General features: G+C 63.0%; 16 protein-coding genes and 1 pseudogene. 9 read left to right on the forward strand and 8 right to left on the reverse strand.

Annotation, left to right across the window (positions count from 1 at the left end):
• Positions 1–52 precede the first annotated feature (52 nt).
• From BBBR_RS10695 to BBBR_RS05605, 4 genes are all read left to right on the forward strand, one after another.
• Entirely contained in the window at positions 53–346 is a 294-nt protein-coding gene (locus BBBR_RS10695) for an IS3 family transposase (RefSeq protein WP_032738269.1), read from the forward strand.
• Positions 347–423: 77 nt separating this feature from the next.
• The gene (locus BBBR_RS11125) at positions 424–723 is read left to right on the forward strand and encodes an IS3 family transposase (RefSeq protein WP_003830737.1); all 300 of its coding nucleotides are present in this window, start codon (positions 424–426) and stop codon (positions 721–723) included.
• A 5-nt stretch (positions 724–728) separates the two neighbouring features.
• On the forward strand, positions 729–1175 hold the full coding sequence (locus BBBR_RS10700; protein WP_003830738.1) for an integrase core domain-containing protein: 447 nt from the start codon (positions 729–731) through the stop codon (positions 1173–1175).
• 367 nt (positions 1176–1542) lie between these two features.
• Positions 1543–3111, forward strand: a complete 1569-nt coding sequence (locus tag BBBR_RS05605; RefSeq protein WP_014483356.1) for an MFS transporter — start codon at positions 1543–1545, stop codon at positions 3109–3111.
• A gap of 146 nt (positions 3112–3257) precedes the next feature.
• Here the strand turns inward: BBBR_RS05605 and BBBR_RS10710 are convergent.
• Positions 3258–3446 (reverse strand): annotated as a pseudogene (locus BBBR_RS10710) (transposase); the annotation flags it as partial.
• Between the two features lie 94 nt (positions 3447–3540).
• Here BBBR_RS10710 and BBBR_RS05615 point away from each other — a divergent pair.
• Together BBBR_RS05615 and BBBR_RS05620 are read left to right on the forward strand one after the other, a co-directional pair.
• Positions 3541–3831 (forward strand): hypothetical protein, encoded by a 291-nt coding sequence (locus BBBR_RS05615; RefSeq protein WP_032738328.1) that lies wholly within the window; start codon positions 3541–3543, stop codon positions 3829–3831.
• A 253-nt stretch (positions 3832–4084) separates the two neighbouring features.
• On the forward strand, positions 4085–4720 hold the full coding sequence (locus tag BBBR_RS05620) for a TetR/AcrR family transcriptional regulator (RefSeq protein WP_003830742.1): 636 nt from the start codon (positions 4085–4087) through the stop codon (positions 4718–4720).
• Here the strand turns inward: BBBR_RS05620 and BBBR_RS10715 are convergent.
• The 6 genes from BBBR_RS10715 to BBBR_RS05650 all read right to left on the reverse strand — a co-directional run bounded on the left by BBBR_RS10715 (position 4669) and on the right by BBBR_RS05650 (position 8719).
• Positions 4669–5217 carry a 4'-phosphopantetheinyl transferase family protein gene (locus BBBR_RS10715; protein WP_003830743.1) on the reverse strand — a complete coding sequence of 183 codons (549 nt, stop codon included), beginning with the start codon at positions 5215–5217 and terminating at the stop codon, positions 4669–4671. The two genes, BBBR_RS05620 and BBBR_RS10715, sit on opposite strands and share 52 nt — an antisense overlap.
• Before the next feature lie 62 nt (positions 5218–5279).
• Positions 5280–5726: an integrase core domain-containing protein gene (locus BBBR_RS10720; protein WP_003830738.1), complete on the reverse strand. Its 447-nt coding sequence runs from the start codon at positions 5724–5726 to the stop codon at positions 5280–5282.
• A gap of 5 nt (positions 5727–5731) precedes the next feature.
• Positions 5732–6064 carry an IS3 family transposase gene (locus tag BBBR_RS11130; RefSeq protein ID WP_047928229.1) on the reverse strand — a complete coding sequence of 111 codons (333 nt, stop codon included), beginning with the start codon at positions 6062–6064 and terminating at the stop codon, positions 5732–5734.
• 44 nt (positions 6065–6108) lie between these two features.
• Positions 6109–6402 carry a transposase gene (locus BBBR_RS10725; RefSeq protein ID WP_003830736.1) on the reverse strand — a complete coding sequence of 98 codons (294 nt, stop codon included), beginning with the start codon at positions 6400–6402 and terminating at the stop codon, positions 6109–6111.
• A 100-nt stretch (positions 6403–6502) separates the two neighbouring features.
• On the reverse strand, positions 6503–7345 hold the full coding sequence (locus tag BBBR_RS05645; RefSeq protein WP_106620608.1) for a Fic family protein: 843 nt from the start codon (positions 7343–7345) through the stop codon (positions 6503–6505).
• 60 nt (positions 7346–7405) lie between these two features.
• Positions 7406–8719, reverse strand: coding sequence for a HipA domain-containing protein (locus BBBR_RS05650; protein WP_003830734.1), 1314 nt, complete (start codon positions 8717–8719; stop codon positions 7406–7408).
• Between the two features lie 443 nt (positions 8720–9162).
• On the opposite strand from BBBR_RS05650, the gene BBBR_RS05655 reads away from it, so the two are divergent.
• From BBBR_RS05655 to BBBR_RS05660, 3 genes are all read left to right on the forward strand, one after another.
• Positions 9163–9459: a hypothetical protein gene (locus tag BBBR_RS05655; protein ID WP_014483669.1), complete on the forward strand. Its 297-nt coding sequence runs from the start codon at positions 9163–9165 to the stop codon at positions 9457–9459.
• Positions 9460–9574: 115 nt separating this feature from the next.
• Positions 9575–9730 carry a hypothetical protein gene (locus BBBR_RS10905; protein WP_003830732.1) on the forward strand — a complete coding sequence of 52 codons (156 nt, stop codon included), beginning with the start codon at positions 9575–9577 and terminating at the stop codon, positions 9728–9730.
• Between the two features lie 104 nt (positions 9731–9834).
• Positions 9835–11178 (forward strand): tyrosine-type recombinase/integrase, encoded by a 1344-nt coding sequence (locus BBBR_RS05660; RefSeq protein WP_003830731.1) that lies wholly within the window; start codon positions 9835–9837, stop codon positions 11176–11178.
• Between the two features lie 255 nt (positions 11179–11433).
• On the opposite strand, the gene BBBR_RS05665 is transcribed toward BBBR_RS05660, so the two are convergent.
• On the reverse strand, positions 11434–12201 hold the full coding sequence (locus BBBR_RS05665; RefSeq protein ID WP_025299870.1) for a Fic/DOC family protein: 768 nt from the start codon (positions 12199–12201) through the stop codon (positions 11434–11436).

A 12201-nucleotide genomic window follows, 5' to 3' on the forward strand; every position in this document is an offset into this window, starting at 1 on the left:
ATGTATTAGACAGTCCGATGGGGGACGATTGACGTGGGATTGGAGGCCGGCGATGGCCGGCCCGAGGCATCCCCGCCACTACGAGGAGTCGTTCAAACGGCAGATCGTGCAGTTGTATGAGAACGGCAAGCCCTCCCGGGAGATCAGGGCCGAGTACGACATCTCGCATTCCACGCCGCACCGTTGGGTCCAGGGCATCCGCGACAGCGGCTCCACCCGGGCCACGGACAACCGCACGCCCGGGCGGAACGAGCCGGTCGGGCCGGGGAGGCGCAACAGGCAGTTGGAGATGGAGGTGGACGTTTCAGAACGAGCGGCGCCGGCATTCGCACGAAAGCAGGCGTGATACGGGCCAACGCCGCCCGTTATCCGATATCGGCGCGATGCGGGATGCCGGGCGTTCCCCGCTCCGCCTGCTACTGGATGATCGAACATCCCGAAGCCGAGCGGGTGGGCCCGATCGCCGGCGGCGTGCGCGCGGTCCGGCGCGACGGCCATGAGCGCTGCGGCGCCGGGAAGATCAAGGCCGCGCTGGAGCGGAGGGGCGTCACCGCGTCCGGGAGACGCGTCGGCAACATCATGCGCGAACGGGGCATGCGGGCGCGTATGCGCGCAGACGGTCCGAACCGCACAGGACGCGGGCCGACGAGGCCGGGCTCGCGAACATCCTCGGCCGCGGGTTCGACGGCTACGAGCCGCGCACCCGCCTGGCCGGTGGCCTGACGTACGTGCGCGTCGGCGGCGAGTGGGCGTACGTGTGCCTGCTGGCCGGCCTGGCGAACAGGGGCATTACCGGCCACAGCGCCGGCACGGGCCGCACCGCCGACCTGGTCATGGCCGCGTTCGCCACGCTCGGCTTCCCCCTGACCGAGGTGGAGGTGTTCCACACGGACCGGGGCGGCGGGTTCGACGACGCGAGAATCGACGGGCCGCTCGACGTGTTCGACATCGGAGGATCGCCGTCAGGGAAGGGCGACCCGTACGACAACGCCGTGGTCGAATCCACCAACAGGCTCCTGAAGAAGGGGCTCATATACCGGAACCACCACACCGGCCTGGAACAACCACGCTCCGACCTCAACGACTATGTGTGGTGGTCCGACGACCAAAGACTCCACTCCACCCCCGGATACCGGAGCCCCAACGAATTCACACAACAAGGACTCGTCCTCTAAAGAATTGCCCAACACACCGTTGCCAATCCAGATGCCGAACGTCCCGACGGGACGGCGGCCGTGTCATCAAAGCGACCGCACGAACTCTCCGCCCGGAAGCGGACGGCGCTGATTTTGGAGGACCCATCGGCCGTGGCATTCCCGGGCCCGGAACATGCCATGGGGTTTGCGGACCCCGGGCGACGCCGCATGGCCTTCCCGTTCCCGCGCCACGGGCGGCGGCATGGTTCATGGCGCCGACGGTGAGTCCGTCCGCACGCGGAGCGCTTCCATGCCTCGCTGACGGATGGTGGCGATCCCCCCCCCCACGGAGAGGAGTATTGTTTCATTTGTAGATAACATTGTTACACGGTAGGAGAACATTGATATGCAATCTGAACGTTCGTTGATTCCCACCCCCATGCCGGTCCGGAGACACGCACGGTCCGGGAACAGGGGGCTGGTCCTCACCGCCCTGTGTCTGGCGGTACTGCTGGTCGTGATGGACAACACCATCGTCAACGTCGCGATTCCCACGATGAGCGATGCGTTGAACGCCTCGTCCACGGACCTGCAATGGGTGGTGGACGCCTACACGCTGTCCTTTGCGGCGCTGCTCCTGCCCGCCGGCAAACTCAGCGACCGATGGGGAAGAAGACGGATGCTGCTCGTCGGATTGGCGGGATTCGCCGTGGTCTCCGCAGCCACGGCCTTCTCTTGGGCCCTGTGGCAGCTGGTGACGCTGCGCGTGGTGTTGGGGGTCTGCGCCGCGCTGATCTATCCGGCGACGCTGTCGTCAATCATCGTCATCTTCGAAGGCTCCAGGTACCGTAGCCTGGCCGTTGGCCTGTGGGCGGCGACATCAGGGGTCGGCATCGCCCTGGGCCCTATCATCGGCGGCGTCCTGCTGGAGCACTATGCGTGGAATTCCATTTTCTGGGTGTGCTCCGTCATCGGCGTGGTGGCGCTGGCCTGCATCGCGGTGGCGGTGCCCGAGGTACGGGCGTACCGTTCCGAGAGGTTCGATTTCCCCGGCACCGTGTTATCGGTGGCCGGCGTGGGCCTGCTGGTGTGGGGGATCATCGAACGCCCGACTTACGGCTGGCTCTCCTGGCAGGTCATAGGCGGCATCTGCGCGGCCCTGATCATACTTGCGGTGTTCGCGGCGGTCGAGGGGCATACGCACGCCCCGCTCATCGATGTCGGCCTGTTCCGAAGGGCCACGTTCACGAGCAGCACCTGCGCGATCTGCGTCGCGTTCTTCTGCCTGTTCGGCTTCATCTTCATCACCACCCAATGGTTCCAGGCATTGCGTGGATACACCGCATTGCAGACGGCGGTCGCGACGCTGCCCTTCGCGGTGGTCATGGCGGCGGTCGCCCCGTTCGCCACGCAATTGGCGAAACGTTTCGGATACCGGTCGGTCGTCTCGACGGGACTGCTGTTCCTGTCGGCGAGCATGTTCGTGGTCACGCGTGTCGACGCCCATTGCAGCTACTGGTTCGTGGTCGTACCCACCATGGCCCTGATGGCGGCCGGCATCGCCCTGATCCAAGGGCCCGCCACGGACGCCCTGATGAGCACCGTTCCGGAAAGCTCGACCGGCGCCGCATCGGCCGTCAACGACACGATCCGTGAGATCGGCGGCACGCTGGGCGTCGCCGTCATGGGGTCCGCGATCTCCTCCGTCTACCCCGACGAGCTCTCGGACTCGTTGTCCGGACTGCAGATCCCGTCTTCCATCGCGAAAGCCGCGGAGGATTCGGTGATGGCCGCGAAATCGATCCTTCCGCACCTGCCGGCAGGCATCCGACAGACCGTGGAGCAGTCCGTCTCGACCAGTTTCATGAGCGCCACGCATGCGGCATGCTGGATCGCCTGCGCCCTCGCATTGGCGTTCGCGCTGCTCTGCTGGATCACACTTCCCAAACACGATTCAGGCAATCTCCCCCAATAGAAAGGAACATCCATCATGAAAGACGACGGACGGATCCCACGGATCAAGGACACGGATATGACGGACCGTCTCCTGACGGCCGGCGCGATAGCGGAGGACACACGCAACCCCATCGGTGACATCGCGGCATGCTTCCCCTTCCGCCCAGGCGTGCGGTTGTCCGTGGCCCGGGTGGAGCCGCTGTCGCGGATGCCCTGGACCCAGCGCCGCGGGGTCGACCGCGCTATGTCGTACTCGGCCCTGATCTCCCGGGAGGGCTTGCCGTTCTCATACAACTGCACGATCTGCCGTTTGAACGACTCCTCGTAGTGGCGGGGATGCCTCGGGCCGGCCATCGCCGGCCTCCAATCCCACGTCAATCGTCCCTCATCGGACTGTCTAATACATTGTAGCCAATCCACGCTGGTCGAGGTGATGGACCCTGACGCCATGCCATCCGAACGCATCGGACACCGACCGGACGGGCTTCGGGCGGATCCCGGAACGGATGCGGGCCACGGGCCGTCCGATGGCGTCACGGTACATGACACTTGGATCGGCGTACGGGGCGCCACCATTCCCGACTGCTTGGACACGCTGCTCGACGGGACGGAGCCCGTCCAACCGGACGGGCAGGCCACGCCCATCCGCATCATCATCCCCTTCGACTCCCCTGCGGAGAAGGAGAATACGATGCGGGAGCTCCGCATTCTGAAGCATGCCCTGCGGCACCACCGGTAGCCGACGGCATCATATGCGCGATGCCCCGGCATGGCACGCGGCGGGAGGACGGCACGCCCGCGCCGGCCAGCGTTCCCCGACATGTCTTGGCTCGGTGGCAATCTCAATGCGGTGGGACCAGCCATCACACCCATCGAGGCGCGGTCCAAGAGCGTGGCTGGACCTTCGACCCCACCCATCATGGGACGGTGCAGGGACCTACGGGCCGGATGGCGTTTTTCATCCGTAACGGCGGGATGATGCGGAGAAGCATATGAGGACTATTCGGAAAACGACAAAAAGCCAGCGGACGCCCACCACCGAGATCAGGGGCCTCATACTCGACGCCTCGAAACGAATCATCGAAGAGGACGGCTATGACGCCTTCACCATCCGGCTTCTCTCGGAAAAGGCGGATGTGTCCCCCGCGAGCATCTACCGGCATATCGGCGACAAGCAGGCCGTCATCAACGCTCTCATCGACGACAGTTTCCAGACGTTACGGGAGAAGCTCCTGCGCGTCACCACCGAGGATCCCCTGCAAAGACTCTACGATGCGGGAGTCGTATACCGCGGGCACGCCAAGGCGTCGCCCGGCATCTACGCCCTGTTGTGGCGATGGCATGCGGGCGAGGCTTCGGAGGCATGCCTCGCCGCCATGACCGAGCTGGTGCGCTACGGGCAGGCCGCGGGAAAGATCCGGAGGGATGACCCGCACCTCATCGCATGGTCCATATGGTCCGCCGTGCACGGATTCGTCCAATTCGAGACACGACCCGAACATGATACGCCCGTCGACGATGACGATGCGGCCTATTCCTTTCTGCTCCGGCTGCTCATTCGAGGGGTCCGCGCCCCTCAGACGGTCTCCGAGGGAACGGCGACCATCGCGGATACCAGCCGATCGTAGAATCGCCATTGGCCGCGCAACGCCACATCCCGTCTCACAGCGGCGAACGTTCCATCCGCCTTCAGGCTCACGGATACCTTACGGAAGTCCCCCGTCCCGTCCAATGCGTACAACGCCTTCGAGGCGGCCTCCTTCGCGCAGAAGGCCGCCCTACGTTCCACCGAGGAGGCCATACGCAATGATGCGAGCTCTTCGGAAGAGAACACGAACCGCATGATCCCGTCGGACAATCCGTCCGAATCGTCCACGTCCACTCCCACGGCACGGATTCTTTCCGCCGACGCCACGGCGGCGACGCACAGCGACGGACAATGCGACAGCGATCCCACGATGCCGGATGGCCAGAGCGGTTCACCATCCGAACCTTTGAGTATGGGCCCGTCATGGCCGATACGTCGTAAGGCCTCGTGGGCCAAAAGACGCGTCTCCGTGAATTCCCTTCTTCGTTTGGCCGTGGCGTTCCCGACCAAGGCCCGCTCACCGTCGAACAATCGCACGCGGCGCGTCCCCTCCCCCGAGATCAGCACCTTGGATTGGCAACGGTGTGTTGGGCAATTCTTTAGAGGACGAGTCCTTGTTGTGTGAATTCGTTGGGGCTCCGGTATCCGGGGGTGGAGTGGAGTCTTTGGTCGTCGGACCACCACACATAGTCGTTGAGGTCGGAGCGTGGTTGTTCCAGGCCGGTGTGGTGGTTCCGGTATATGAGCCCCTTCTTCAGGAGCCTGTTGGTGGATTCGACCACGGCGTTGTCGTACGGGTCGCCCTTCCCTGACGGCGATCCTCCGATGTCGAACACGTCGAGCGGCCCGTCGATTCTCGCGTCGTCGAACCCGCCGCCCCGGTCCGTGTGGAACACCTCCACCTCGGTCAGGGGGAAGCCGAGCGTGGCGAACGCGGCCATGACCAGGTCGGCGGTGCGGCCCGTGCCGGCGCTGTGGCCGGTAATGCCCCTGTTCGCCAGGCCGGCCAGCAGGCACACGTACGCCCACTCGCCGCCGACGCGCACGTACGTCAGGCCACCGGCCAGGCGGGTGCGCGGCTCGTAGCCGTCGAACCCGCGGCCGAGGATGTTCGCGAGCCCGGCCTCGTCGGCCCGCGTCCTGTGCGGTTCGGACCGTCTGCGCGCATACGCGCCCGCATGCCCCGTTCGCGCATGATGTTGCCGACGCGTCTCCCGGACGCGGTGACGCCCCTCCGCTCCAGCGCGGCCTTGATCTTCCCGGCGCCGCAGCGCTCATGGCCGTCGCGCCGGACCGCGCGCACGCCGCCGGCGATCGGGCCCACCCGCTCGGCTTCGGGATGTTCGATCATCCAGTAGCAGGCGGAGCGGGGAACGCCCGGCATCCCGCATCGCGCCGATATCGGATAACGGGCGGCGTTGGCCCGTATCACGCCTGCTTTCGTGCGAATGCCGGCGCCGCTCGTTCTGAAACGTCCACCTCCATCTCCAACTGCCTGTTGCGCCTCCCCGGCCCGACCGGCTCGTTCCGCCCGGGCGTGCGGTTGTCCGTGGCCCGGGTGGAGCCGCTGTCGCGGATGCCCTGGACCCAACGGTGCGGCGTGGAATGCGAGATGTCGTACTCGGCCCTGATCTCGCGCGCCGGCTCGCCGTTCTCATACAACTGCACGATCTGCCGTTTGAACGACTCCTCGTAGTGGCGGGGATGCCTCGGGCCGGCCATCGCCGGCCTCCAATCCCACGTCAATCGTCCCCCATCGGACTGTCTAATACATTGTAGCCAATCCACGCACACGAAAGAAGCATGCGAGTGTTCCTGCGACCTATCTCAGATGGCGAAGCCGCTCGATCAGATCGACGAGCGTCTGTTCCTCCTGTTCCACGCAGTCTAGGAAAATGGAGCAGAACGAATCCGGCTTGCCGTCCACCTGCCATGCCTCCAGGCCTCGCGCGTATGACCGACCCGCATCGTATTTGATGGCCACGGGACGGTATCCGTTCCGCAGCAGCACGAAGTTGAGCAGCTGGCGGCCGGTCCGCCCGTTGCCGTCCATGAATGGATGGATGTTCTCGAACATCGCGTGGAAACCGGCGGCCCTGAGCAGCGGATGCGCTGCGCAGCCATCCAACCCGTCGATCAAGGATCGCAGGTCGTCGCGGATCTCCAGCGGGTCCGCGGTCTTGACTCGGGTGGCGGTGATCCGCGCCAAATAGCCATAAGGACGGAACGTGCCGCGGGCGAACGGCTGGAGATCCAATGCGGTCACCTCGTGTAGACGACGGATCAGCTCCTCGTTCAGCTTCCGCCCCTCCTTGGCATATTCGCGCACGTAGGCCATGCCGTCAGCGACCCCTCGCGCTGCGAACACGTATCTGGCCGGCGAGTCCGATGGGACGAACTCGCCCTCCAACACCAGCGACGTGTCCTCCAGGGTCAGCGTGGATCCCTCGATGGCGTTCGAATTGTAGGTGTAGCGCACCAGCCAGTCGCGGTCGTAATCCGCCAACGCCATGTCCTCGACACCGTCCAACGGCTCCAGCGAGCGGGCCCGGTCCTTCAGCGCGTCGATCCTCCGCAGGCGTTCGGAAATCTCCCGTCCCCCTTCAAGGGCGTTCAGCTCGTCGGGAAGGGCCTGGATGTGCCGCGACAGCTCGGGATTGGCCATCATGCTCCTCTTTTCGTGTTCCGGTTGCAAAGTCCATTATTCCAGTAGTGATTCGTTGCGCTAGCGGTTCAGATGACGGCTCAACGCATCCGGTCCGGTTCCGACGCTTCTGGCATCCCCGTCCCGTTGTCCAAGGTTCTTCCGCAACGTCTCGCCGAACCTGCCCATCAAATCCGTTTTATTGCGAATCGGGCCAGAAACACGAAGGACCTCACCTTCCCTGATCCTGCGGAGCATCCCGATACGCTTTACCAACTGTACCCGGATGGCATCGAGGCGTTCGGGCGCGAACATGCGCATGCGCGACAGTTCGTGCGCCGCCTCGTCGGGCCAGTCCGACAGGGCGTCCAGGTCGAACCGGCTCCAATCCTCCACCAGTCTGAGCTGCCGCAAAGCCGAGGGCTCGCCGGTCGCGGTGTAGAACGGCTTGGCGAACCAGTCCCGGCCGTCCACATCGAGCTCGCCGCTCCACAGGCTCGCTCCCGTGTCGTAGATCGGGGCCGGACGGACCTCAAGGGTCTCGATGTCGCGGATCAGACCGAAGTTGTTGTAATGCCTATCTGTATTGCGCATGAGGTAGTCGACCACGAGCCAATCGTCCGTGGCGTCACGAACCGCCCGTTCGTCTGCGCCGAAGCCGACGGCGGCGCGGATCCACTGGTCATGCGAGTTGAGGCCGTTGACGGCCTTGACGGATTGGAGCACCTGCCAGGCGGAGACCAGCTCCTCATGATTGGAGAGCATGTCCGCGCATGTGGACACCAGACGGTTGCCGTTGCGTGCCAGGGAATACCGGACGGCCGGAACGCCCAATCGCATGCAGAGCCTCGAGGCGATGACCTCGTTCATGGGCTCCTGGCCAGTACGGCCCGACTTGACGAGCAGTCTCCTGCCGGTGGCCCTGTCGATCGTCCAGCGTTTGGGAAGATCGCCGCCAGTGGACACGTCGGGGACGTTGAGGCTGATGTCACGGGACGACGAGTACGAGGTGAGCAGGATCTCGCCCAGCGCCTCGTCGAAGGGATTGTCGAAGAAGTTGACGTCCTTCCATTCGGCCGGGTCGTCCTCGCGTCTGACCCAGTACTGGTCCGACAGGCTCAAACCGTAGGTCCTGTCGAGCAGTTCGTCGGTCGATGCCGCGCCAAGCGATTCGAGCACGCGGCAGATGCCGTCGCGGGTGGAGGGGATGGCGCGGGACCTCCACCATTCGTCGATCCTCTTGGCATACAGCGCGCTCTTGCCGTGCGTGGTGAACTCCAGGGGCAGACGATCATGGTCAAGGACCTCGCCAGAGGAGCACGCGCGACCGGACTCGGGATCGTATTCGAACGCAAGGACCGGATGGTCCCCGCACATGATCAGCTTGCGTGGCATGATTCCGCTCCCTCAAAACTTGGTCTTTAAAGATTCTACAGGCACGAATTACGCGCGAGACGGCGTCCCGTTTCATGACGCGGTGCATGGATATGGACCACTTCCGCAAATCGCAAGCCTCGGCGATGATGCCGACAACTGATACGGTAGTCATATTGGTTTCCCAAAGGTAAAGAGGCATGACCATGGGATTGTTCGACTTCGCTAAGAACTCTTTGGGTGACGTGCCGTCCGGCTTCGGCGGTCGGGGCGATATCGCCAACCATCTTTTCAACGACCGATGAAAAGGCTCCGGTTGAAGGCTATGGCATGATGACACGAGCGCGGGGACATTTATGACCGAAGGATACTCACATAAAGCGGCACACATCGTTGAGCATATCATTCTCGCAATCGCGCTGATCTGGGCTGGAGGCTGCACTCTCATATGGATGCAAACGGATATGTCGCATCGCATCGTGAACGCGAAATCCGCTGACGGCACCTGTGAAGTGACCATCAGCGAACTCGGCTCGCCCATATTCTTCGGCCCAAGCAGCATCACGGTCAAAGTCTCTTGGGACACCGATCCCGGTGTTATCGGTTCCGAGAACGTCACGGAAATCAAAACGGATCTGCACAACGACGGCAAATCATTAGGCTCGGGCAACTTCACCGTCACCTGGCACGGCAACATCCCGACCGTCACCACCCATGGCGAGGAACAGCCGGACCAAAGCTACACATTCAACTGGAAATAACCGCTCCGAACATCATGTCTCTCCCGAGAGTAGTCCTCACAACCGGGCAGGTCCCACAAGGGGCATAGCTCATGCACCCACCGTCCGGTCTCAAGCCCATGAGACACTTAAGACCATGACTACCGTAATCATGCGCACCTCCGAAGGTGACATGCGCATGATACTTCTTCTTTGGGATGTGACATCAGGAAACAGATCACTGAAGATTGTTGAAATTCCAGTCAAAACCACTCCAAGAGCCCTGAACAATCCCGATTCCCCCGAAAGATAGAATCCCCGCGGCCGAAGGATAGCACCTTATTCAAAATCACCGGCGTAGGCAATTACTCTTTCTTCTAATGGTTTTTCAAGAAGCAGAGAAAGACAAAACAACCGATGTCCAACGGAGACAGGAAAAGACGAAAATGGGGATGCGTCGTCGCCTGCAAGGACGCAGATGGAAGGATCGTCTCCTGGCAGGCCCGTTACCAGAGTCCCGTCAATCCCAGGCAAAGAATCTACCGCCGATTCGGATTGGAATTCCAGACCGAGGCGTACCGCTGGCTCGACGAGGAGCACGCGCTCGTCATCGACCATAAAAAGGGAATCCGCAAGTGGACGCACCCGTCGGCGAGGACGATGCACGGCAGGGTCCTGTTCTCCTCATACGCGACACGTTTCGTCGCCGACCTGCGGAAGAAGGACGGATCGGAGCTGAGCGGCAGAAGCAAGCGGATCCAGAAGGCGGCGTTGGACAAACTGCTCCCCTGGTTCGGCGAGACGCCCATGTGCGACATCACGGAGGAATTCGTCAACGAATGGTATGCGAAGGCGTGCGACGAGGTGCGTCCCTCCGCGCTTGAGCACGCGGTCTGGCTGCTCAAGCGCGTGATGAGGGCCGCGACCGAGCGGCAACCGGACGGAGGTCCGCCGCTGCTGCCCTCGAATCCATGCAACCTCGTCACGAGGAAGAGACCGTCCAAAAGACGCGAGCAGGCGCCGATGACCAGGCAGGAGATCGACACGCTGGTCGAGGGCTTCCCGGAATACTACCGCCTGTCGATCCATCTCGCGCTGCTGGTGGGCGGGCTGCGCATCGGAGAGGTCTGCGGACTGCAACTCAGGGACATCGACCTCGACCACAGGCTGCTGTACGTGCGGCATTCCGTGACGCAGGGTCCGGACGATCTGGGCGAATACCGGCTCGACGAGACGAAGACCCCGGAAAGCCACCGAGTCGTACCCATCCCCGCACCGGTCTGCCGTCTCATCAGGGAACATATCGACAGGTTCTGTCCCGACAGGGATCCCGACACGATGCTCTTCCACGCGATCAGGCACCCGGAACGGGTCCTGAACCCGACGACGATCCAACGGCAGTTCCGCACCGCGAGGAAAAGAATCAACCGCGAGGACGTGACGTTCCACTCCCTGCGCGCGACGCACGCGACGATGTTCATGATCCAGGGCGGCACGCTGCGCGAGACCATGGACGAGCTCGGCCATGTGGACGTCGACGTGGCCGTCCGATGCTACCAACGCGTGGTGCCGAGACACAGGCGCGACGTCGCCGAGAGGCTGGCGCTCGAATACCTCCCCGCCGAGGACCCGGCCGGCATCAAGGCGCAGATAACCCAGAAGGAGGAGGAAATCGACCAGCTGCGGCAGACCGTCGCCGGACTCCGGAGAAGACTGGAAGAGCTCGAAGACGACGGAAGGGAACGGAACCAGGCCGGATAGGCATACCCACAAAACCGAAAAACCGAAATATTGAAAAACCGAAACCGGTAAAGACCGGCATCAAACGGAACAAGCCCGCACGTCTAAGTGTTGCGGCATCTGCCACCGCAACACTTAGACGCGTGAGGCAACCCACGGCTGGCCGCGAGCCAATGCCCTCACCCGACCGGATACCGGAAACGGTGAATACCGAAAAAACGAAATACCGAAAACCAGATACCAAGGTAATGGATCCTGGTCCGACGCATCCGAAAGTCATCTTGCCTTGTGCCCGCGTTCCGGCTTTCCTTGCCCTGGGGAGACGACGGTGCGTTGGTAGGAGTAATGCTCGTACACGTGACGGCGCTGCGCGAGAGACATGTCGTATGCCGTGTTCGCCGGTTGCGCATATTCACCAAGATGGGCCAGGTCATTCGACATGGTCAACGGTTCGGACAACGGCTTGACGATTCTCCTGAACATATCCTCGAGAGGACGCAGGTCGTTTCGTTGCATCCCCGCGATCGAGGCTTGATCGTTCGTCCTTTTGTCGATGAGTCCCCAGTCGAAATGCCAGCCGGCCTCGCGCGCGATGATCTCCCAGAAAATGCGTTGCGTCCGTCCGTTGCCCTCACGGAACGGGTGAAGGATGTTGAAGTTGTTGTAGCTGACGCTCAGACGCTTTACGAATTCGTCATGGCCGAGACCTTTGAGAAGATCGTCGGCGCGAAGCACCTCCTCGGAGTAGTGCACCCCTATGCTGAACAGCTCCAATGGCTGGAAGGGAAGCCCCTCGCCCTTGCCCATGTCGATGGTTCGCACCTCCCCCGCCCAGTCGTACACGTCCCGGAAGAGGAACCGGTGTATGCGGCGAAGCTGTTCCAGCGTCCCTTCCGCAGGAGGGAGGTTCTCTCTCAGAATGGCGGCGCGGGCGGAGCAGAGATCGTTCTCCGCAGCCGCCAACGCATCCTCGTCCGTGACGCCCACAAGGTTCCGCAGCACGTTCGTTCCCGGAATCAGGTAGGGGTCGAAGACACGCGCCAT

This window comes from Bifidobacterium breve DSM 20213 = JCM 1192, from assembly GCF_001025175.1.
GTDB classification, from domain to species: domain Bacteria; phylum Actinomycetota; class Actinomycetes; order Actinomycetales; family Bifidobacteriaceae; genus Bifidobacterium; species Bifidobacterium breve.

Excerpts from the sequence above, each read along its gene's own strand:
- BBBR_RS05660 (WP_003830731.1), top strand. The coding sequence starts at position 9,835 with ATGTCCAACGGAGACAGGAAAAGACGAAAATGGGGATGCGTCGTCGCC.
- BBBR_RS05650 (WP_003830734.1), bottom strand. The coding sequence starts at position 8,719 with ATGCCACGCAAGCTGATCATGTGCGGGGACCATCCGGTCCTTGCGTTC.
- BBBR_RS05655 (WP_014483669.1), top strand. The coding sequence starts at position 9,163 with ATGTCGCATCGCATCGTGAACGCGAAATCCGCTGACGGCACCTGTGAA.
- BBBR_RS05665 (WP_025299870.1), bottom strand. The coding sequence starts at position 12,201 with ATGGCGCGTGTCTTCGACCCCTACCTGATTCCGGGAACGAACGTGCTG.
- BBBR_RS05620 (WP_003830742.1), top strand. The coding sequence starts at position 4,085 with ATGAGGACTATTCGGAAAACGACAAAAAGCCAGCGGACGCCCACCACC.
- BBBR_RS05645 (WP_106620608.1), bottom strand. The coding sequence starts at position 7,345 with ATGGCCAATCCCGAGCTGTCGCGGCACATCCAGGCCCTTCCCGACGAG.
- BBBR_RS10695 (WP_032738269.1), top strand. The coding sequence starts at position 53 with ATGGCCGGCCCGAGGCATCCCCGCCACTACGAGGAGTCGTTCAAACGG.
- BBBR_RS05615 (WP_032738328.1), top strand. The coding sequence starts at position 3,541 with ATGCCATCCGAACGCATCGGACACCGACCGGACGGGCTTCGGGCGGAT.
- BBBR_RS10725 (WP_003830736.1), bottom strand. The coding sequence starts at position 6,402 with ATGGCCGGCCCGAGGCATCCCCGCCACTACGAGGAGTCGTTCAAACGG.
- BBBR_RS11130 (WP_047928229.1), bottom strand. The coding sequence starts at position 6,064 with ATGCCGGGCGTTCCCCGCTCCGCCTGCTACTGGATGATCGAACATCCC.
- BBBR_RS11125 (WP_003830737.1), top strand. The coding sequence starts at position 424 with ATGATCGAACATCCCGAAGCCGAGCGGGTGGGCCCGATCGCCGGCGGC.
- BBBR_RS05605 (WP_014483356.1), top strand. The coding sequence starts at position 1,543 with ATGCAATCTGAACGTTCGTTGATTCCCACCCCCATGCCGGTCCGGAGA.
- BBBR_RS10905 (WP_003830732.1), top strand. The coding sequence starts at position 9,575 with ATGACTACCGTAATCATGCGCACCTCCGAAGGTGACATGCGCATGATA.